The following is a 19,432-nucleotide window of genomic DNA, read 5'->3' as shown; positions in this document are numbered from 1 at the left end:
GGAAAAAGTTCTTATCAGTTCCCGCATTGGTTACAATCGCATGTATCATGTGCTTGCGGTCTCATTAGAAATGGTTGTGATCTCCTTTTGATGGATTAATGATTTCAAATCCTGGTTCAGGGACATAAAAAAATTGAATCCAAACGCCATCAAGGAGCGCCTCACGTTTATCTAATAGGACGTCGATTCCTTTGTCTGTAGAAACAATTTCATCGTGTTCAGTCGGTACCCCATAAGTCAATGCATAATGGGCATGATCTCCATGATTCTCTGTCACGATCACACGCAGCATTTGTCCTTGCGCATCCTCATTCTCAAGCATTGTTTTCATTACTTTTGCTGCATTTCGATTGACTTTGCATTTCATTATCGATTCGCCTCTTTTATTTTCTAGATCACTGTCTTATTATGCCATAATTGGAAAGAAAAAGTCGTGCAAAAAGGCCATATTTTCCAATGGATGCTGAAATATCATTTGTTTATCTGAAACTTCTCTATTAATAAATTCTTGTTAAATTGCTTCCACTCATATATCTTATAGATAACGAATATCTTGTGAAACCAAAACATAACATGGAACGTTAATTGTTAAATTGATACTTTTTGAGGTGAGCGATCATTCTGAAGCGTAATGTCATTATTATAAGTAGCAGTGTCGTGATTATCGCGGCATTAGTTTTTGGAATTATGGGTTACTATCAGGCGACACATTTTAATGCGAATGTAACGATAAATGGTGTCAAAGTCGGACATCTGAAGCCCGAACAGGTAGTGAGTAAATTGGCTTCGCAAACCCTAAAAAATGATGTCTTTATTGGAGATGAGAAGATCATCAACGGTAAGAACACAGTAGCTAAATTTACGAAACAAGATTTATCAGCCGTAAATCGAGTTTTTAAAAAGCAACAGACATGGGTACCATCATTCAAGACAAATAATTATGCACTAAATCCAGCAGAAAAAGACGATTATCGATCAAGCACACTGAAGAAACAAGTGGAAGACCGGCTAAAACAATTAAATAAAAAATTGAAAGCACCTAAAGACGCCTATGCTTACATAGAAGATGGTGATCTAAAGGTATCTAAAAGTGAAGCCGGCGAGCAATATGATATAGAAAAAATCATGAGCGATTATGACAAACAGGAGTATAACAGTGAAATCCATCTAACGTTATCGCGTCTGCACCCAATTAAGGAAGATAGCAAAATAGTTAAAGATGAAACTAAAGTACTTAAGTCGCTCATGAATCAGAGTGTAAATTATTCGGTTCAAAATAAAGTCTACGCTTTAAATGCAAGTGAGTTGATCAAAAATGCAAAAGCAACATCAAAGATGAAAGTGACGATTGATCCAAGTGAGCTGAAAAATAAGATCGAAGAAATCAATAATAATCAATCGACCTTAAATAAGAAATTTCAATTTAAGACGCATACAGGCAAAATTATCTCTGTTCAGGGCCAATCCTATGGATGGGCGCTGAACGTAAGTAAAGAAACCGACCGGATTCAGAAGGCGTTTGAAAATGGAACAACGTCACTGAAAGCCTACAATGTCTATGGTGTTGGGTACAGCACCTACGGCATCGGTTACCATAACACGACGAATAACGGAATTGGAACAAGCTATGCAGAAGTATCTATTGCCGAACAAAAAATATGGATCTATAAAAATGGCAAACTCGTCATTACTACAGATGTAGTGACCGGTCGACATGATACAAATGAAGATACACCAAAGGGTCTTTGGTACGTCATGTACAAAGAATCTCCTTCTACTTTGGAAGGAAGCGAAGCCGGCAACGCACATTATTCGGTAAAAGTTGACTATTGGGCACCGTTTACACTCAGCGGTTGTGGCTTTCATGATGCCAGCTGGAGAAGAAACTGGAAAAAGGATGCATACTTAACACAGGGATCAGGCGGCTGTGTCAATACACCTCCGTCCGTAATGAAAACCGTCTATGATAATCTCGAACAAAACGAGCCGGTAATTATCTATTAATCTTGAATCTGAAGAGACTGTCTCATCAATCTATCTTTTTGATGAGGCGGTCTCTGTTTCATTTTGCTTATGTTCTGCATAACATCCTTTTTAAGAGATGATAGCGCTTTACTGAATTAGTCAATAGAGAGATAATAAAATGGTTACAACGACACGGTTAGGGGGAACATATCTTGTCAAATCAGACTGTGCTCATTATTAATGGTATGGACACTCGTTACAATGATGTTGCAAAAGGTGACTTAAACACGTTTCTTTCAGACACTGCTGCCGGTTATTTGAAGGATAAGGGATTCACTATACTGGCAACTACTGTTGCGGACGGATATGATGTAAACGAAGAAGAGAATAAATGGAAGAAGGCCGACTTTATTCTTTTTCAATTTCCGATTTATTGGTTTGCTGCTCCTGCTGTACTTAAAAGGTACATTGAAGATGTCTATAGCTATGGTATGTTTTATTCAAGCGCACCTGAATATGGCAGAGGTGGTTTGTTCAACGGGAAATGCTATATTGTGTCAACCACCTGGAATGCTCCGAAGGAAGTGTTCGGCAATGCCGACTCTTTTTTTAACGGCCGATCTGTCGATGATGCGCTCTCTGCGTTTCACGATACTCAAAATTTTGTCGGTTTAACGAAACTGCCGAGTATATCTTTTCATGATGTTATAAAGAATCCCAACGCATCAGTCTATGCGAACCAGCTTAAAAAGCACTTGATCCAAATTTTCAAAGGGTAAACTCGATCGGTGAAAAATCGCTGTTCCTTTCTTATGTTCTAAGATTTGGCAAGGTTTGCTGAACGACACGTTGGCAATTGTTTGTATCATAAAAATCAAAATGGTTTTTCTGATTGATCTTGTTTTGATAATAATCTGAGTGTTTGCTGAGTGAGAGAATTTCACCCAGCATTTTTACTGTATCGTCAGCGTTATACGTGACACTGCCAAACAGATCCTTTGAAAACTCCAAGTAGGATCCCCGTTTTTCCAAATACTCGGACTGATCGAATTGATAGAAGAGCACAGGCTTGTCCAAGTAGTAGAAGTCCCATGAGACACTGGAATAATCAGTGATCAGCACATCACTTCTGAGTATCAATTTCTGAATCTCTTCATCAGGATTGCAAAAATACACGGAATGAAGACGATGATTTTGCTCCATAAACTTTTTAAATACAGAATGGAGGAAAGGATGCAGCATAACTTTTAAGTGATAGCCGTAGTGCAGCAGCGTTTGTTCTAACAGTTGGTTATTTAGCAATGCAGACACATGTTTATAGAAATCGCTGAAGAAAAAGCTTTGATCGGCATTCAACCATTCTCTCCACGTCGGCATGTAAAGAATAGTCAGTGTCGATGGTTGATCATGTTTGAGATACAGTTCATCGTATCTCGGCAGTCCTGTGACGATTAACTTATTTTCCGGAATTCCCCATTCATTTTTCTTGATCAGTTTTTCCTGCTTTGAGGAGCAGACAAAATAATTACTGTGTCGGGTATCGAAAATAAACAGGTTACGTTTTAGACCATCGATTCCATGCCCTAAATACACTTTAATCAATTTTGTACGGGCGAAAGGAGTGAAATCAATCTCCGGAGCTACATCAGACTCAAGTGAATGCGAATAATAGCAGATGACGGCATAGCCATAAAGAAGATAATTCCATACAGAACCCAACTGATAAGTCGGTCCTCCGATGGTACGCATAAGCGTATCATTACGATCAGTCAAACCAAAGTAAACCGTGTACTCCGGGTGATTTTTGATTAGAAAGCGATGTAATGCGGCTGCGTTATCCGCGTATTTTTCACCACAATGTCCGCCAATCAACACGATTTTTTTCTTTTTAAAGTAAATGAAGAATAATGGCTTCAGCAGTACCGCCAAGAGCATAGCCGGCAAGTAGCGTAAGAACCCTTTTCTACGTGATAAAAATGATTTTTTGGCAAGCATCGTTTTGGATTCCGTCCTTTTAGGATTGCAGATAATAGATATTCGTTTTAATTCAGTATGGGCATTACGAGGAACTCAGGTCAATCAGATTGCTCATGATGATTGATTTTTAAGCTTTGAAAAAGTTAATCGGAAAAGGGATTAAACGAGGAATTTTCAGCAATACGGGCAGTTTATAAAGTGACAGTAGTTAGATAAATATAGCATTTATTAAATTTATGTCTGCTTCTTTTTCATTAGAAAGATCGCGATACCTGCAAGTATGGTGGTGATGCCAATGGCTTGCTGCAAGGTGACGCTTTGCCTTAAGAAGAAGTAAGCAAGGATACAGGTTCCAACCGGTTCGCCAACGATACTCATAGATATTGTAGATGTGCTGAGCCATCTCAGCAGCCAATTGAAAATTGTCTGTCCGAGAATAGTTGAAATGAGAGCGAGACATACAAACCATAACCAATTGTTTGCAGAATAGTCAGTAAACGAGAATCCACTGATCACGGAATAAGTGAAGAGAAAGAGTGCACTGCTGCCATAGCCAATAATCGCATAGGGAAGCAGGGACAGTTTTTTTGCGAAGTTCTTGGCCGAGAAAAAAGTATCCGGTAATCAATCCGGCGGCAATAAATGCGAGTAAGTCACCGAAAAGAGCGACACCGCTTATCTGAAAGTCTTGCCAACCAATGATTACACTGCCTGTGATCGCTAGAAGCCCACCAAATAGTGATTGGCGAGTTAGTTTTTTCCCGAAAAGAAAATAGCCTCCGATAAAAGCGAACAAAGGCTGCAGGGTGACAAGCACAGTTGAGCTTGCGACAGAAGTGAATCTGAGCGATTCAAACCACAGGGCATAGTGAGCAGCAAGAAAGAATCCGGAAAGCATGCCGAGAGACCATTGCTTTTTGGACAGTTTTCGTAATGCTGAGCGATTTGATTTATTGAATAGGAGAAAGGGCAAAAGTACGACTGTTGAGATAAGCATGCGATAACCGGCAATAATCGTCGACGGGGCGTCAGATAATTTTACGAAAATAGCTGATGTAGAAAGCGAGAAAGCGGCAAAGAAAAGAATAATATATAGGTACTTGCGGTTCATTGTTTCCAAAAAAAATCACTTCCGTTCTTGATGTTTGGACAAAAGATGCATAAATTGATTCTATCATAAAAATTTAGCAAACCATTGAGTTTTTGTTACAAAAAATATCAAGTAATGGTATACTGGTTGACCTGATGCACATTTTCTAAAAATGAACAGTATGATCAATACAAACCATGCATCTAAGAGAAAAGAGGCATAATTTGCGATTCCGTGACTTCCACAAAAATATTAAAATAAGAATCATTGAAACATTTACCAGCCGGTTTGTAGGCGGGATGATTTTTCCTTTTATGACCATATATTTAGCACAGCATTTTGGTGCAAAAACGACGGGTTTATTGTTGCTCATTAACATTTTTATTGGTATCACAAATTCGTTCATTGGTGGTTATTTATCGGATCAATTCGGTCGAAAAAAAGTAATGTTTTATGCAGAATGCGCTCGTTTTGCAGCATTTGCCGTTATGATGGTCAGTAATTCACCTTTTTTTGAATCGGCAGGACTTACCTTCATGATGATGATTGTTAATAGCATTTCTTGGGGACTTGCCGGACCGGCTAATGATGCGATGCTGATCGACGTCAGCACACCGGAGCAGCGTAAATTGATGTATTCAATTACGTATTGGGCGAACAATTTGTCCATTGCCATTGGCGGAATTCTAGGCGCTTTACTGTTCCAGCACTATTTATTCGAACTCTTTGTTGCTCTGTGTATTGTGGAACTAGGGGTTGTTTTTCTCGTTGCGTTCTTTATTCAAGAGAGCCATGTTCATCATCAATCTAGTCAAATGTCGTTAAATAAGCATCTATTACATATTTTTTCCAGCTATCACAGGGTATTTCAGGACCGGCTTTTCATCGTTTTTGTCATTGCCGGAGTTCTCGTTTTTTCAATGGAGCTGCAGCTGACCAATTATATCGGAATTCGTCTAAGTGAGGAGATGCCGACACAGTCATTTCTTTTCTGGAGGGTCAACGGATTAACGATGCTTGGCTTTTTACGCAGTGAAAATACGATACTTGTTGCACTGCTCATGTTATTTGTGTCGGGTGTGAGTAAACGTCTGAATGATAAAACAGCATTAATTGGCAGCTGTGCACTTTTTTCGATTGGTTATGGCGTGCTTGCCTACACGGATAATATTTGGCTTTTGGTCACATTCATGCTTATCCTAACAGTAGGCGAAGTCTTTCGAGTGCCGGTAGAACAATCCTATGCCGCGGCCATTCCGCCGGAAAATGCACGGAGCATATATATGGCTATTAACGGTTTGAAATATAATCTTGCTATGCTGATCGCGTCTGCAACAATCATGATCGGCACCTATTTATCAACCCTTGCAACAGCACTGATCATCACTGTTATTGGACTTACCGGAACCGTACTTTACATGGCCATTTTGCCGCATGTCGATAAACGGACTATTTCGCGGCGGGTTGAACCAAAAAATGCTGAAATGTAAAATTAAGTGCTAATGAATAAATGAACGATTGGGAGGACTATATAATGTATAATGAAATCACTGCTGAGAAAGTGGAACAATTGCGCTTACAAGGTAAAATCGCCAGCATCATTGATGTACGCGAACCTGATGAATTTAATGAGGGGCACATTCCCGGCGCAGTTAATATATCGGTTAACATTATTCAGTCGCGGATGAATCAAATTGATAAAACGAAAGAACATGTTCTCGTTTGTCATGCAGGTGTGAGAAGTGCGTTTGCTGCTGAGCTGCTATCCGCAAACGGCTATAACGTGAAAAATATGATCGGCGGAATGGTCGCTTGGGATGGCCAAGTTACCTATTAATTGATCCAGAAAAATTCAGCCAACCGATTGACTAGCTAAAAAAATCGTTATCCGGTTAAATCACTAGTTGTAACTTTTCATTTTATAAATGAGTACAAGCCATAATATAAAGACGGCTCAAATTCACTTTGAATTTGTGAGCCGTCTTTGTTCGTTTCGATGTAACTTCCATAGATAGGGGCAGAGCAATGCGGGATTATCCGGAGAAACCTCTCTGCAGATTCGGTTTGCCTCCGTTTTGCTGATTTTTCGATTAAAATAAGCGGTGAGCCATTTTTCCAAATGCGAGTCGAACAAAGCTTCACTCTGCTCCTTGTTAATAAACGGATAATCAAAATCGAGAGAAAGAATCAAAAATAAGAAATTTGCCTTTTTATCACTAATTCCGGATACCTCTTTAATCGCCGCAACAAATGTGCGATAATCTGATGAATGATGCAGCAGCTGGTCTGCTGAATGATAGTGGTCATTAATGACAAACGATAAAGATAAGATATAATCAGAAATTTTCTTCGGAAAGCGATGCAAAGCCGGTTTTTGAGCAATAGCGCTTTGGACGGCTGAGTTATTTTCAATCATCCATTGCGGATTGAAGTGATCAGCACCAATTCGCTTACTTAAATTATTAGGAAGATTCCAAGCGATTTCTGACTTTACCGATTGATCGGCGATGACAGCCATCAGCAATGCGAACCCGTTGTTTTCAATAAGGGTTCTGCTGCTGGGCAGCATGCGGATTCGATCCAGAATAGATTGCGGTTTGTTCTGTTCAAAATCACATCTTAGGTTTCTCAACTTTTCTTCATATAAATCGTCAACAGCCATGAGTGGCAGCCTCCAAGATCATATTAGGCAAGATAAACCAATTATAGCTGCAAGGAAGCAGTAGGTCATCTTTTAGAAATTCATGATTATTTCATTGATACGGCAATTGCTAGAAGCGCCAATGGATCGTTGCCGGTTAGTTCATAAATTGAGCTTCGATCTTGCCATCGGATCATACTCTGGCGATTATCTGTATATGTCTGAACTCTGCCGTATTGATGAGGAACAGGCAGAGAATGAACTTCTAAATAGTCAACGATAGACCGCGCTAATTGTTCTCCTTTTGCGGATTCAGAAGTCGGCGATAAAGATGCAAGTGTCCATCGTCCTTCATTCCAAGAGATTCCTGCAGTGCCTGCCCCCGCATCGGCATACCCTGTAATCTGATGTCCGAGAGGAACAGCTTGACCATCAGAACTTCCATATTTATGATACGTCATCTGTTTGGCAGCTTGAGCCTCATTTGAATAGGTGTGCCTAGTAATCACTGCGATTGTTTTTGCTGTTGACAGTCTCTTATCATTGACCTTTAAAGGGGTGCTGGTTTGTTTAAATGTGACCGTATACCCACTTGCTTGATTTTTCACGACAGCTGAAATATAGCTTCCATTTTCAATTGGCAATTTTTGCGGAAGGAGCGGTTGGGCCTGACCTTTTAATAGAGATTTAACGTCCATTATCGTCTTTTGCAGTGTGCCTGTTTTCTCGGATACTTGCTTTTTTTCTGGTTTATTTTTCGTCGCGGTGCTGCTGTTCGCGTTATCTTGCACACTAGAGCTGCTGCTTGCTTTTGACGAAGAACTGTCTGCCTGACTTGATGAAGATTGATGCACTGATGCACTTCCGTCTCCAGTGTCTTGCGTACAACCGGCTATCAATGAAACTGTGAGCAGGAATGCAGCAATAAACGTCAGCTTTTTCATGTTTATCCCTTCTTTCCTTTAATTAATTCCCTAAATGGATAAGTTAAAAACAATGGATTCAAATCTTGAAAATAATAAAATTGATTATTGTTTGCCAGAGAACGTGTCGAAATGAAAAATAAGGAATTTTAGCTTATCAAGTCTATTCGTGCTATTATGCTATTATAAAATCATTAATGGAAAAATCAGGTGATTTGATGAAAAAAGGAACAACAATTATAACGCTCGACAATGGTTACCATTTATGGACCAATACCCAAGGAAGCGGCGATATTCATTTACTCTGTTTGCATGGAGGACCAGGCGGCAATCATGAGTACTATGAAAATTTTGCAGAGAAGCTTGCAGAGCAAGGGTTGAGCATTCAGGTTCATATGTACGATCAGCTTGGCTCCTTGTATTCGGATCAACCGGATTACTCGAATCCTAAGATTGCTGAGAAGTATTTAACCTATGACTATTTTCTTGATGAAGTCGAAGAGGTACGGCAAAAATTGGGATTGGATCATTTCTATTTGATTGGTCAGAGCTGGGGTGGCGCGCTTGTCCAAATGTACGCGTTGAAATACGGTAAGCACTTAAAAGGAGCCATCATTTCCTCCATGACGGATAATATCGATGAATATGTTGCCAATATCAACAAAATCCGCGAGGACACGCTGCCTGCCGACGCGGTTGCTTTTATGAAACAGTGTGAAGCAACTAATGACTATGATAATGATCGTTACCAAGGTTATGTGGATATTTTAAACGACGGCTACGTTGATCGCAAGCAGCCGAAGGCCATTTCGCATCTGTCCCCAACGATGGCGGTTCCTGTCTATAACGCGTTTCAGGGAGACAATGAATTTGTTGTTACCGGGAAGCTAAAGGAATGGGATGTACGTGATCAATTGAAGAACATTACCGTGCCAACGCTAATTACGTTTGGCGAACATGAAACAATGCCGCTGGCAGCTGCAAGGCGCATGGCGAAAACGATTCCGCATGCACGACTTGCGACTACACCAGAAGGCGGACACCATCATATGATTGATAACGCCCCGGTTTATTTCGATCATCTCGCCACCTTTATTAAAGATGTTGAGAACGATCATTTTCATGATTGAGAGATAAACATTTTGATCCGCCAGTAAAAGGGCGGATCAATTTTTTTGCAACATATGCAATGTTTTTATGTTATTATTTTCCAAAAGGAGGAGAAAACGTGAAAAAGAAAATCAATTGGTTCATTTTTTTTCTCGTCAGCAGTTTATTAATTACCGGCTGTTCCGATCAAGGCAAACCTGTGAAGGTAACAAAACCGATGGATCAAGTTATATCAGATTACATCCTAGCTCATAACAAAACGCTTTTTGAAAAAACCGAGCAGCAATTTGAAGCACATAAACTATACGGAGCGAGAAAAAAAGATAGCGGAATCATCGACGTTTACCTCTACTATCTTTATGAGGGATTCAATCGAGATACAAAGACTGAAAGTGTAAGCGGCGGCTCAGTTCCTGTACGACTCAAATTAAAAAAAGTAGAGGGCGGTTATAAAGCTGTTGGTTATAAAGAGGCTGAAGACGGCAGCAAATATACAGACTCAATTAAGGAAATGTTTCCAAAAGAGTACGCGGATCAAGTGCTGAATGTCAACAACCGACAGGCGGCCGCCCAAGCATTACAAAAAAAAATCAATAAACAAGTTGTCAAATGGTTGAACCAGTGACATGATTAATGCATAATTTTGTGTTTCTTAAGGAGCGACCTGTATGTCTCTTATCACCGGCAGACTGATGATTATCGCACTGCTTTTACTTGTGGTTACAATGATCGAAACGCTTGCTTACTCGATACGAATTTCTGGCGTACGAGTTAAACTGATGGCGACTGCCATTTCACTCTTCAGCACGATCGTTCTGATTTCCCGGTTTTCAACTATGTTTCAACAACCGCTCACGGCAAAGCTAATTGCTGATGCGCCGGCTGCAACAAAGCTGATGTTTATCGAGGAACAATATCGTATTCTCCTCATTGTTGTCTCTATTGGTGTCATATTAGGGATTGTTCTGTTTCCGACATTTATCGGTGTCTTTTCCCGAGCAATTATTCAGTTGGCAAATGAAAGAGGATCGATCGTCTCATTGTTTGCGAAGTGGAGCAATGTCAAAGGCATGAAGAGACTCATTAGTTATGTACGTCTGCCTCATTTTAAAGATTTAAAAGGGATCACTTATCAAACAATCCCGAAACGACTTTTTGTCATTAATGTTGTGATCACAGCTGTCTATTCGGTAGGTATTCTTGCCTCTTTATATGCGTCATTACTCGTTCCTAAAGATTACGGGCAGGCAGCAGTTCTGTCTTCAGGAATAATTAACGGCATTGCAACCATTTTGCTCACCTTGTTTATTGATCCTAAAGCTTCTGTACTGGCTGATCGCGTTGCTAAGAAAGAGAGCAGATACATCTATTTAAAAAGCTATTCATTGACGATGATCAGTTCAAAATTGATTGGAACCTTGGCAGCTCAGGCAATCTTTATTCCGGCCGCATACTATGTCGCCTGGTTTGCGAGGTTAATGTAACTGAATTCGAAACAAACAGGTAAAAATAGATAGAAAAGTGCAGATGATCAAAATCATTAAAAAGTAGTGTCTAAGATTTAATAATAAATGGTTTGAAATCGTGTCGACAGGTATGCGATAATGCTACAAGAGATTTAAAAAGGAGTGGCTCACGGAAAAATGAGTGCATTGATCGACGAAATTAATCAACTGGCGCGTCTCTCAAGAGAGAGGCCGTTAACCATACAAGAAAAAAAACGACAGACGGAGCTTCGGCAACAGTATTTGAAAAATTTTCGTCAACGGTTTAAAAAGCAACTTTCTCAAATTAAGGTGGTTGATCCAAAAGGAAAGGACATCACACCGAAAAAAGCGAGAGCGTTGCGTGAATCATTTGATCAAGAGTAAGCACCCGTGTTTAATTTTCGGACGTTATTCTTTGAATGATGTAAGCGCTTATGCTATGATAAAATCAATTAAATAAGTGATCCACTAGGGGAGCGTTAAGCTGAGATTGACTTCGTCAAGACCCTTTGAACCTGATCCGGGTGATGCCGGCGTAGGGAAGTGGCTGATCGAAATCCAGCTTTTCACTCAGGGTGATCAACCGCTTTCATTACGAAAGCGGTTTTAATTTTGTCTTTATTAAGGAGTGTGATGGTATGGAGGGTATCTCAAATGCTGCAAGAAAGTTTAGCGATGATTTATGGAATAGGAGTTTCAATCATCCGTTTGTGCAGGGGATTAAGAATGGAACGTTAGCTTCTGATCAATTTCGCTTTTACATCAAACAAGATGCGTACTATGTGCGCGAGTTTGCCAAGCTTCACGGTAGGGCAGCAGCACAGACGGATGATGCACAAAGTGTTGCAAAGCTGCTTAAAATCGGACTGGGTTTGGCTGAAGGAGAACTGCAGCTTCATCAAAGTGTATTTCAGAAACTTGGAATCAGTGACCAGGAATGGAGGGCGTTTCAGCCTGCTCCAGATGCTTACGCCTATATCAGCCATCTCTATCATGTGGTAAGCAAAGGAAAGTTAGGGTATACGCTTGCCGCATTGATGCCTTGCCCTTGGCTCTACTATGAAATCGGACTGCAATTAAAAGATGCACGACCACAGGCAAAGATTTTTCAAGAATGGATTGCTGAATATAGCAGTGAGGACATAGAAAAAAATGTAGGCATTGAGCGGGAACTATGGGATGAGGTAAGTAAGAATGCAACGGAGTCCGAACGTCATGATATGATTCATATTTTCATGCAAAGCAGCTACTATGAACTTAAATTCTGGGAAATGGGTGCATCGTTAAATGATTGGTTGAAACAAGAAGGGGAGGAACGTGCCAATGATCTCAATTCAGCGATTCATTGATTTGATGCAGAAAGTAAGAGAACAAAAACCTTTATTACATGTTATTACCAACCGTGTGGCTATTAATGATTCAGCAAACGGTGCCCTTGCCGTTGGTGCATCGCCGATCATGGCCGAAGCCCATGAAGAAGTAGAATCGATTGCATCAATCAGCGGAGCTCTCGAACTGAATATAGGGAACCTCACTCCGTACTCCATTAAGAGTATGCTTCTTTCCGGACATGCCGCAAATCAGGCGGGTGTTCCTGTCGTTCTTGATCCGGTTGGAGCCGGTGCAACTGATTTTAGACTTCAAACGGTACAAAAGCTGCTAACTGAGCTGGACATTGCAATTATCCGCGGTAATGCTGGAGAAATCGCCGCACTTGCCGGTGAAAAGTGGGGAGCAAAAGGGGTCGATGCCGGTGAAGGGGATGGTGATCTATTGGCGATAGCAGAACGCGTTGCAAGCAAATGGTCCACCGTTGTAGCGGTATCTGGAGCTGTAGATACAATCACAGATGGGCAACAGACGTATTGTATACAAAACGGTCATCCGCTGTTTCCCTATATGACCGGTTCAGGCTGTTTAAATGGTGTTATTCAAGCTGCCTATGCTGCCGTTTCGTCAGATTATCTAGAGGCATCGGTTGCCGCCTCAATTAACTACGCAATTGCGGGTCAACTCGCCGGTGAAAAATGTGTCGGCCCCGGCTCGTTCCGTCAGCAATTAATGGATGAACTGTATTTGTTAAACGAAGATAAAATTCTTCACTATGCCGCTTTTGAAGAAGTGATGCATTCATGAGACCGCAGGTAGTAACAATTGCCGGAACAGACAGTGGTGGAGGAGCAGGCATTCAGGCTGACTTAAAAACATTTGAAGAACGGAACGTGTTTGGCATGTCGGTGGTGGTGGCGGTCACGGCGCAAAATACTAAGGGTGTTCAGGGGGTCTACCCCTTGCCTGTTGAAGCAATTGCTCAGCAAATGGAATCATTAGCCGATGATTTTAGCATATCTGCTGTTAAAACAGGCATGCTTGTCGATGCAGAACGGATTGAGATTGTTGCAGAGGGGATTTGCCGTTATGGCTGGCATCCTCTTGTTGTTGATCCAGTCATGGTCGCAAAGGGCGGAGCCTATCTTGTCGCTCCTGAAGCCATTGAAACACTCAGCCAAAAATTGCTGCCGCTTGCAGATTTAATTACACCGAATACTCCGGAAGCTGAAGTCTTGTCCGAGCTGACGATTCATTCGAATTTAGACCGTGAACATGCAGCAAAACAAATCATCAAACGCGGAGCAAAAGCGGTGCTGCTGAAAGGCGGCCATGACGAGGCAAATCCGGATACGGCACGTGATTGTCTTGTAACAAAGGATCAGACGATTTGGCTTGAAGCAAAGCGCATTCATACACCGCATACCCATGGCACCGGTTGCACGCTATCCTCTTTAATTACGGCAGAATTGGCTAAAGGCAATAGTTTAGAGGCAAGCATCCGCACTGCAAAACAGCTTCTGACACGTGCAATTGCTCAAGCACCCGAAATCGGCCATGGTCATGGGCCGGTTGCGCATTGGTCATTACGGGAGGACGGTGGCAAAAATGAGTGATGATTCACATTTAAATCAAGCACTAAAGCTATATTTTGTCATGGGATCGCAGGATGTGGGTCTTTATGATCCATTGACGACGCTGGAAATAGCACTGAAATCCGGAATCAGCTGCTATCAATGGCGAGAAAAAGGACCTCATTCATTGAAAGGAATGAAACGGATAGCGTTTGCTCATGATGCGCGTCAGCTCTGTGATCATTATCATGTTCCTTTTTTTATTGATGACGACGTGGAACTGGCCTTGGAGCTTGAAGCCGATGGCGTGCATGTTGGGCAAAAGGACGAGGGTGCACAATCAGTCCGGGACAGAATTGGAGCAGATATGTGGCTGGGTGTTTCTGCCCATTCTTTTGAGGAGGCTGAGCGTGCACGCGCCGACGGTGCTGATTATATTGGTATCGGTCCTTATAAGCCGACACAATCAAAAGCCGACGCGGAGTCGCCTGTAGGCAGTGAACTGTTCAAAGAGCTCACAAAAGGAGGCTACCCGTTGCCTATGGTTGCAATCGGGGGTGTAACACCAGATGATGTGCCCACCATTCTTTCAGCAGGTGCAGCAGGAGTCGCCGTGATATCAGCCATCTCAAAAAGTGCCGATCCTGCTAAAGCAGTGGACCGCTTTTTATCGGAATTGAATGTGTTTTGATTCTAATTGAAGTGTCAATTTGAGCAGAGCATTCGTTTTAGAAGAATGTTCTGCTTTTATTATTACTGTGTGACGCTAGGAGAAACCAAGGACTCTATCCACGAATTCAAGAATGAGCATGAGTTGATGCATGTAGAGAGCCCGTGTTGAGTGGCAGACTTAAATTAAAAAAACCTCCTAATTAGGAGGTGGAAGATTATTATCTCATTATTGAGCGACTTCTTGTTCTTTTTCGTAAGCAGTGATCTCATTTTCATAGGTCATGGTGATTGCGATCTCGTCCAAGCCCTTCAGCAACAGTTCTTTTTGATAAGGATCAACAGTAAAGGATTCATCGAAGCCCGGTGCTGATAGTTTCTGTTGCTTCAAGTCCACTGTGAGCCTGAATGTTTCTTGAGTCGCATGTTGAATAAGTTTGTTCACAAGATCAGCGCCAAGCCGAATGGCAAGAATACCGTTCTTTTGACAGTTATTATAAAAAATGTCAGCGAAGCTTGGCGCGATGATCACTCGGAATCCATAATCTTGAAGTGCCCATGGCGCATGTTCCCGCGACGAACCGCAACCGAAATTGTCACGAGCAACAAGAATGGATGATTGAGTATACTTTGGCTGATTGAGAACAAAATCTGTTTTTTTGTTTCCATTTTCATCGAAGCGCCAATTATAGAAAAGACAGGAGCCGAAGCCTTTTCGTTCGACACGTTTCAGAAATTGTTTCGGAATAATTTGATCTGTATCTACATTCGTACGATCAAGTGGACAGACGAGTCCTTCAAACGTTTGAAAGGGTTCCATTTTTAGTTCCTCCAAATCTATTTTTCATTATTTTATTGGGCAACAGCAAACGAACGGATATCAGCAAAATGGCCACTGATTGCTGCTGCTGCTGCCATAGCCGGACTTACAAGATGTGTGCGTGATCCGGTACCCTGACGTCCTTCAAAATTACGATTCGATGTCGATGCACAGCGCTTTCCTGCCGGTACAATGTCATCGTTCATTGCCAGGCACATGCTGCATCCGGCTTGACGCCATTCAAAACCGGCGGATTTAAAAATTTGATCTAAACCTTCAGATTCAGCCTGTTTTTTAATTGCATAGGAACCCGGTACAATCAATGCACGTACACCTTCATGGACATGCTTTCCTCGCGCGACTTCTGCAGCCTGGCGCAGATCGCTGATCCGGCTATTGGTACAGGAGCCGATAAATACAACATCAATTGGAATAGCGTGTATTGGTGTTCCCGGCTTGAGATCCATATAAGCGAGCGCTTTTTTTGCCGCCTGCCTTTTGTCTTCCGTGTCAAAGCTTTCCGGATCCGGAACCGTATCATTAACTGAAGCGCCCATTGAGGGGTTGGTTCCCCATGTGACTTGAGGCTCGATTTCAGCAGCATTGATTTCAATGGTACGATCGTAGGCTGCATCGTCATCGCTTGCGAGCGCCAGCCATTTCTGAGCAGCTTTATCAAACTTGGCTCCTTTTGGTGAGAAACGTCTGCCACGTAAATAGTCAATCGTGGTCTGGTCGGGACTGATTAAACCAGCTTTTGCGCCTGCTTCAATAGACATATTGCAAACGGTCATACGTTCCTCCATTGACAGATCCCGAATTGCTTCTCCCGTATATTCGACGATATGTCCGGTTCCCACTGAAATACCGTATTTAGCAATAATCGCGAGAATCAAATCTTTGGCACCTACACCGATTCCCAATTTACCATTGACCTTGATCTGCATCGTTTTCGGACGTTTCTGCCATAAGGTCTGAGTCGCAAGAACATGCTCCACTTCACTCGTGCCGATCCCAAAGGCGATGGCACCGAATGCGCCATGAGTTGAGGTATGGCTGTCTCCGCAGACAATGGTTTTCCCAGGCTGCGTCAGACCGAGTTGCGGACCGATGACATGAACAATGCCTTGATAAGGACTGTATATATCAGCCAGTTCAACCCCAAATTCCTTGCAGTTTTTTTGCAGCGTTTCAATTTGAATCTTTGAAACTGAATCTTTTGTTTCTCTGTTTTCTGATGTCGGGACATTATGATCGACGGTTGCAAATGTTCGATCCGGGCGTCTAACGGTTCGATGATTCATACGAAGACCTTCAAACGCTTGCGGAGACGTGACCTCGTGAACAAGATGAAGATCGATATAAAGTAAATCCGGTTTTCCGGCTTCTTTATGAATCAGATGCTGATCCCATATTTTTTCAATAATATTGCGGGGCTGCATATGTTGTTCCTCCTCGTAAAATGTTGGTTTATTAAGCAATCGTTGCCTTATTTATCTCGTTAATCACTCGATCAGTCATTTCCTCTGTATTTAACACTTTCTCATCCTGTTGCCCTGTCTGCAGATCACACGTACGGTAGCCCTGGTTCAGAACATCACGAACAGCCTCCTCAATTCGCGCTGCTTCTTGCTCCATGTCTAACGAATAGCGAAGGAGTAAGGCTGCCGACAAAATGGTTGCCAGTGGATTCGCTTTTCCTTGTCCGGCAATATCCGGTGCTGATCCATGAGCCGGTTCGTACAAACCGACTTTATCGGATCTGAGACTGGCAGAAGGCATCATGCCTAAGGAGCCGGTAATCACGGATGCTTCGTCGCTTAATATATCGCCGAACATATTCTCGGTGACGAGTACATCAAATTGGGCCGGATTGGTGATCAGCTGCATCGCCATTGAATCAACGAGCTGATGATAGACTTCTACTTCCGGGTAGCATTTTGCCGTTTCATTTACGACTTCACGCCACATTCGGCTGGATTCCAATACATTTGCTTTATCAATCGAAGTTAGCTTTTTACGTCTTTTCATCGCCAATTGAAAAGCCTTTTCGACAACCCTCTCAATCTCGAATTGGCTGTAGGCGAGTGTATCAACAACTTGTTCTTTATTTGTCCCTCGACGTTCGCTTGGACGACCGAAATAGAGACCGCCGGTTAATTCGCGTACGATGACTAAATCGACATTTTCAACGAATGAACGTTTGATCGGTGAGGAATGAATCAATGCCTGAAAGGCCTTTACCGGACGAAGATTGGCAAATAAGCCCATTGTTTTCCGGATGCCAAGCAGGCCTTGCTCCGGTCTCAACTTCATAGACTGCTGATTCCATTTTGGTCCTCCGACGGCCCCCAACAGGATCGCATCACACTGCTTGCATTGATCAATAGTGTCTTGAGGAAGCGGTGTTCCATAAGCATCAATGGCAGCTCCGCCTATTTTCTTTTCCACGAATCGGATCTTATTCCTGCTCTTGTCCAAGACGGAACGAAGGACGCGTACTGCAGATCCAGTAACTTCCGGACCAATGCCGTCACCGGGCAGAACAGTAATAGTTTTTGTCATTTGAATCAACTCTCTCTATCTTGAAATTGTTGGCTGTATTAACGCGCCATCGTTTTCTCATATTTGGAAAAAAGTGATCGAAAGTCATGATCTGTGAGTTGTTTTTTTTGATCTGCGAGGTTTTTAAACTCTCGAAAAGATTGATCAATCTGCTGATCTGTTAAATGAACACCCATTTCGATCGCCTTGTTTCTGAAAGCGTGGCGTCCGGAATGTTTGCCGAGCACGAGCGTTCCGGAATCAAGGCCGATCAGGGACGGTGAAATGATTTCGTAGGTTTTGGGATTCTTTAATACGCCGTCTTGATGGATCCCAGCTTCATGAGCAAAGGCATTGGCACCGACAACTGCTTTGGTGGCTGATACAGGGCTATTCATTAATTGACTGACCATTCTGCTCGTTTTTGCAATTTCATCAAGTTTCAGTTGGGTCTTCACTTTGTAAAAGTCTTGGCGAACATGAAGCGCGACACCGATTTCTTCAAGTGCAACATTACCGGCGCGTTCACCGACACCATTGACGGTGCATTCAATTTGTCGCACGCCTGCGTTAACAGAGGCAAGCGTATTTGCTGTGGCCATACCTAAGTCATTATGGCAATGGCAGGAAAGACGAACTTCATCGATGTTCGGCACATGCTTTTTAACATATTGAAACATTGTTGCGTATTCCTGAGGAGAGCAGTAGCCCACCGTATCCGGTAGATTAATAATTGAAGCACCTGCCTCAATTGCCGCTTGGACGACTCGTGACATAAAGGCATAATCACTGCGGGTGGCATCCTCACAAGAAAACTCAACCTGTGGAAAGTATTGGCGTGCATATCTGACCGATGCGGCTGCCGTTTCCATAACTTCTTCAGGCTTCATGCGCAGTTTATAGGTCATGTGTACCGGTGATGTTGCTATAAACACGTGAATGCGTGGATTTGCGGTCTGTTTCAGGGCTTCCCATGCCGCATCAATATCAGCCTTTTTTGATCGGGCAAGACCGGTAACAGTACTGTTTTTAACGATATTCGAGATGTTATGAACTGCTTTGAAGTCATCAGGCGATGCTGCGGGAAACCCGGCTTCAATGACATCCACATTCAGGCGTTCCAATTGCTGAGCCACCTGCACTTTTTCATGTTCATTCAGGCTGCAGCCTGGGGATTGCTCTCCGTCACGGAGTGTTGTGTCGTAAATTTCAACCTTTTCCATTTTCGTTCTCCTTTCCTTGAATTGTTTCTGTTTTGGTTTTGCGCATTTTTTTATAGTCAGAGAATCCGAAAATGCTGAAT

20 protein-coding genes, 1 pseudogene and 1 riboswitch are annotated in these 19,432 nt (G+C 42.3%); of the genes and pseudogenes, 12 read left to right on the top strand and 9 right to left on the bottom strand.

The features are described from left to right. Positions 1-64 precede the first annotated feature (64 nt). A complete protein-coding gene (locus AC1MBV_RS11485; protein ID WP_480948339.1) occupies positions 65-367 on the bottom strand; it encodes an iron-sulfur cluster assembly accessory protein in 303 nt (100 codons plus the stop codon). A gap of 386 nt (positions 368-753) precedes the next feature. On the opposite strand from AC1MBV_RS11485, the gene AC1MBV_RS11480 reads away from it, so the two are divergent. Continuing rightward, positions 754-2,004 carry a L,D-transpeptidase gene (locus AC1MBV_RS11480; protein ID WP_480948780.1) on the top strand — a complete coding sequence of 417 codons (1,251 nt, stop codon included), beginning with the start codon at positions 754-756 and terminating at the stop codon, positions 2,002-2,004. Between the two features lie 173 nt (positions 2,005-2,177). Next, on the top strand, positions 2,178-2,744 hold the full coding sequence (locus tag AC1MBV_RS11475; protein WP_480948338.1) for an NAD(P)H-dependent oxidoreductase: 567 nt from the start codon (positions 2,178-2,180) through the stop codon (positions 2,742-2,744). A gap of 31 nt (positions 2,745-2,775) precedes the next feature. On the opposite strand, the gene AC1MBV_RS11470 is transcribed toward AC1MBV_RS11475, so the two are convergent. Together AC1MBV_RS11470 and AC1MBV_RS11465 are read right to left on the bottom strand one after the other, a co-directional pair. Then, positions 2,776-3,900, bottom strand: coding sequence for a CDP-glycerol glycerophosphotransferase family protein (locus AC1MBV_RS11470; RefSeq protein WP_480948337.1), 1,125 nt, complete (start codon positions 3,898-3,900; stop codon positions 2,776-2,778). A 276-nt stretch (positions 3,901-4,176) separates the two neighbouring features. Then, a pseudogene (locus tag AC1MBV_RS11465) lies at positions 4,177-5,053 on the bottom strand (DMT family transporter). 176 nt (positions 5,054-5,229) lie between these two features. Here AC1MBV_RS11465 and AC1MBV_RS11460 point away from each other — a divergent pair. Both AC1MBV_RS11460 and AC1MBV_RS11455 read left to right on the top strand, forming a co-directional pair. Further along, positions 5,230-6,522, top strand: a complete 1,293-nt coding sequence (locus tag AC1MBV_RS11460) for an MDR family MFS transporter (protein WP_255745337.1) — start codon at positions 5,230-5,232, stop codon at positions 6,520-6,522. Positions 6,523-6,566: 44 nt separating this feature from the next. Continuing rightward, the gene (locus tag AC1MBV_RS11455; protein WP_255745336.1) at positions 6,567-6,869 is read left to right on the top strand and encodes a rhodanese-like domain-containing protein; all 303 of its coding nucleotides are present in this window, start codon (positions 6,567-6,569) and stop codon (positions 6,867-6,869) included. A 123-nt stretch (positions 6,870-6,992) separates the two neighbouring features. Here the strand turns inward: AC1MBV_RS11455 and AC1MBV_RS11450 are convergent, their stop codons facing one another. Then, positions 6,993-7,694 carry a hypothetical protein gene (locus AC1MBV_RS11450; RefSeq protein WP_255745333.1) on the bottom strand — a complete coding sequence of 234 codons (702 nt, stop codon included), beginning with the start codon at positions 7,692-7,694 and terminating at the stop codon, positions 6,993-6,995. 86 nt (positions 7,695-7,780) lie between these two features. Beyond that, positions 7,781-8,617, bottom strand: coding sequence for a hypothetical protein (locus AC1MBV_RS11445; RefSeq protein WP_480948336.1), 837 nt, complete (start codon positions 8,615-8,617; stop codon positions 7,781-7,783). Positions 8,618-8,814: 197 nt separating this feature from the next. On the opposite strand from AC1MBV_RS11445, the gene AC1MBV_RS11440 reads away from it, so the two are divergent. The 8 genes from AC1MBV_RS11440 (at position 8,815) to thiE (ending at position 14,787) form a co-directional block, all read left to right on the top strand. Beyond that, positions 8,815-9,726 (top strand): proline-specific peptidase family protein, encoded by a 912-nt coding sequence (locus AC1MBV_RS11440; RefSeq protein ID WP_480948335.1) that lies wholly within the window; start codon positions 8,815-8,817, stop codon positions 9,724-9,726. 98 nt (positions 9,727-9,824) lie between these two features. Beyond that, positions 9,825-10,331, top strand: a complete 507-nt coding sequence (locus AC1MBV_RS11435) for a hypothetical protein (protein ID WP_255745328.1) — start codon at positions 9,825-9,827, stop codon at positions 10,329-10,331. 43 nt (positions 10,332-10,374) lie between these two features. After that, complete coding sequence (locus AC1MBV_RS11430) at positions 10,375-11,190, top strand: lipid II flippase Amj family protein (RefSeq protein ID WP_255745327.1); 816 nt, start codon at positions 10,375-10,377, stop codon at positions 11,188-11,190. A gap of 159 nt (positions 11,191-11,349) precedes the next feature. Then, on the top strand, positions 11,350-11,577 hold the full coding sequence (locus tag AC1MBV_RS11425) for a DUF896 domain-containing protein (RefSeq protein WP_255745323.1): 228 nt from the start codon (positions 11,350-11,352) through the stop codon (positions 11,575-11,577). Positions 11,578-11,653: 76 nt separating this feature from the next. Next, a riboswitch (TPP riboswitch) is annotated at positions 11,654-11,752 on the top strand. Between the two features lie 79 nt (positions 11,753-11,831). Further along, on the top strand, positions 11,832-12,542 hold the full coding sequence (tenA, locus tag AC1MBV_RS11420; protein WP_255745321.1) for a thiaminase II: 711 nt from the start codon (positions 11,832-11,834) through the stop codon (positions 12,540-12,542). Next, positions 12,517-13,329, top strand: a complete 813-nt coding sequence (gene thiM, locus AC1MBV_RS11415) for a hydroxyethylthiazole kinase (RefSeq protein ID WP_255745319.1) — start codon at positions 12,517-12,519, stop codon at positions 13,327-13,329. The genes tenA and thiM overlap by 26 nt, the downstream gene beginning before the upstream one ends. After that, on the top strand, positions 13,326-14,138 hold the full coding sequence (gene thiD, locus AC1MBV_RS11410) for a bifunctional hydroxymethylpyrimidine kinase/phosphomethylpyrimidine kinase (protein WP_255745317.1): 813 nt from the start codon (positions 13,326-13,328) through the stop codon (positions 14,136-14,138). The genes thiM and thiD overlap by 4 nt, the downstream gene beginning before the upstream one ends. After that, positions 14,131-14,787, top strand: coding sequence for a thiamine phosphate synthase (gene thiE, locus AC1MBV_RS11405; protein ID WP_255745316.1), 657 nt, complete (start codon positions 14,131-14,133; stop codon positions 14,785-14,787). The genes thiD and thiE overlap by 8 nt, the downstream gene beginning before the upstream one ends. 207 nt (positions 14,788-14,994) lie before the next feature. Here the strand turns inward: thiE and leuD are convergent, their stop codons facing one another. The 4 genes from leuD to AC1MBV_RS11385 are packed head-to-tail and all read right to left on the bottom strand — an operon-like array spanning position 14,995 to position 19,352. Next, positions 14,995-15,585 carry a 3-isopropylmalate dehydratase small subunit gene (gene leuD, locus AC1MBV_RS11400; protein ID WP_255745314.1) on the bottom strand — a complete coding sequence of 197 codons (591 nt, stop codon included), beginning with the start codon at positions 15,583-15,585 and terminating at the stop codon, positions 14,995-14,997. A gap of 32 nt (positions 15,586-15,617) precedes the next feature. Then, positions 15,618-17,027, bottom strand: a complete 1,410-nt coding sequence (gene leuC, locus AC1MBV_RS11395) for a 3-isopropylmalate dehydratase large subunit (RefSeq protein WP_255745312.1) — start codon at positions 17,025-17,027, stop codon at positions 15,618-15,620. Positions 17,028-17,058: 31 nt separating this feature from the next. After that, entirely contained in the window at positions 17,059-18,150 is a 1,092-nt protein-coding gene (gene leuB / locus AC1MBV_RS11390; RefSeq protein ID WP_255745311.1) for a 3-isopropylmalate dehydrogenase, read from the bottom strand. A 38-nt stretch (positions 18,151-18,188) separates the two neighbouring features. Continuing rightward, complete coding sequence (locus AC1MBV_RS11385) at positions 18,189-19,352, bottom strand: 2-isopropylmalate synthase (protein ID WP_255745310.1); 1,164 nt, start codon at positions 19,350-19,352, stop codon at positions 18,189-18,191. Positions 19,353-19,432 lie beyond the last annotated feature (80 nt).

The organism is Sporolactobacillus sp. PKPK-6, assembly GCF_056678885.1.
This window is presented reverse-complemented; position numbering and strand designations above follow the sequence as displayed.

Excerpts from the sequence above, each read along its gene's own strand:
- AC1MBV_RS11485 (WP_480948339.1), bottom strand. The coding sequence starts at position 367 with ATGAAATGCAAAGTCAATCGAAATGCAGCAAAAGTAATGAAAACAATG.
- AC1MBV_RS11470 (WP_480948337.1), bottom strand. The coding sequence starts at position 3,900 with ATGCTCTTGGCGGTACTGCTGAAGCCATTATTCTTCATTTACTTTAAA.
- AC1MBV_RS11460 (WP_255745337.1), top strand. The coding sequence starts at position 5,230 with ATGCATCTAAGAGAAAAGAGGCATAATTTGCGATTCCGTGACTTCCAC.
- AC1MBV_RS11455 (WP_255745336.1), top strand. The coding sequence starts at position 6,567 with ATGTATAATGAAATCACTGCTGAGAAAGTGGAACAATTGCGCTTACAA.
- AC1MBV_RS11450 (WP_255745333.1), bottom strand. The coding sequence starts at position 7,694 with ATGGCTGTTGACGATTTATATGAAGAAAAGTTGAGAAACCTAAGATGT.
- AC1MBV_RS11445 (WP_480948336.1), bottom strand. The coding sequence starts at position 8,617 with ATGAAAAAGCTGACGTTTATTGCTGCATTCCTGCTCACAGTTTCATTG.
- AC1MBV_RS11440 (WP_480948335.1), top strand. The coding sequence starts at position 8,815 with ATGAAAAAAGGAACAACAATTATAACGCTCGACAATGGTTACCATTTA.
- AC1MBV_RS11430 (WP_255745327.1), top strand. The coding sequence starts at position 10,375 with ATGTCTCTTATCACCGGCAGACTGATGATTATCGCACTGCTTTTACTT.
- AC1MBV_RS11425 (WP_255745323.1), top strand. The coding sequence starts at position 11,350 with ATGAGTGCATTGATCGACGAAATTAATCAACTGGCGCGTCTCTCAAGA.
- tenA (WP_255745321.1), top strand. The coding sequence starts at position 11,832 with ATGGAGGGTATCTCAAATGCTGCAAGAAAGTTTAGCGATGATTTATGG.
- thiM (WP_255745319.1), top strand. The coding sequence starts at position 12,517 with ATGATCTCAATTCAGCGATTCATTGATTTGATGCAGAAAGTAAGAGAA.
- thiD (WP_255745317.1), top strand. The coding sequence starts at position 13,326 with ATGAGACCGCAGGTAGTAACAATTGCCGGAACAGACAGTGGTGGAGGA.
- thiE (WP_255745316.1), top strand. The coding sequence starts at position 14,131 with ATGAGTGATGATTCACATTTAAATCAAGCACTAAAGCTATATTTTGTC.
- leuD (WP_255745314.1), bottom strand. The coding sequence starts at position 15,585 with ATGGAACCCTTTCAAACGTTTGAAGGACTCGTCTGTCCACTTGATCGT.
- leuC (WP_255745312.1), bottom strand. The coding sequence starts at position 17,027 with ATGCAGCCCCGCAATATTATTGAAAAAATATGGGATCAGCATCTGATT.
- leuB (WP_255745311.1), bottom strand. The coding sequence starts at position 18,150 with ATGACAAAAACTATTACTGTTCTGCCCGGTGACGGCATTGGTCCGGAA.
- AC1MBV_RS11385 (WP_255745310.1), bottom strand. The coding sequence starts at position 19,352 with ATGGAAAAGGTTGAAATTTACGACACAACACTCCGTGACGGAGAGCAA.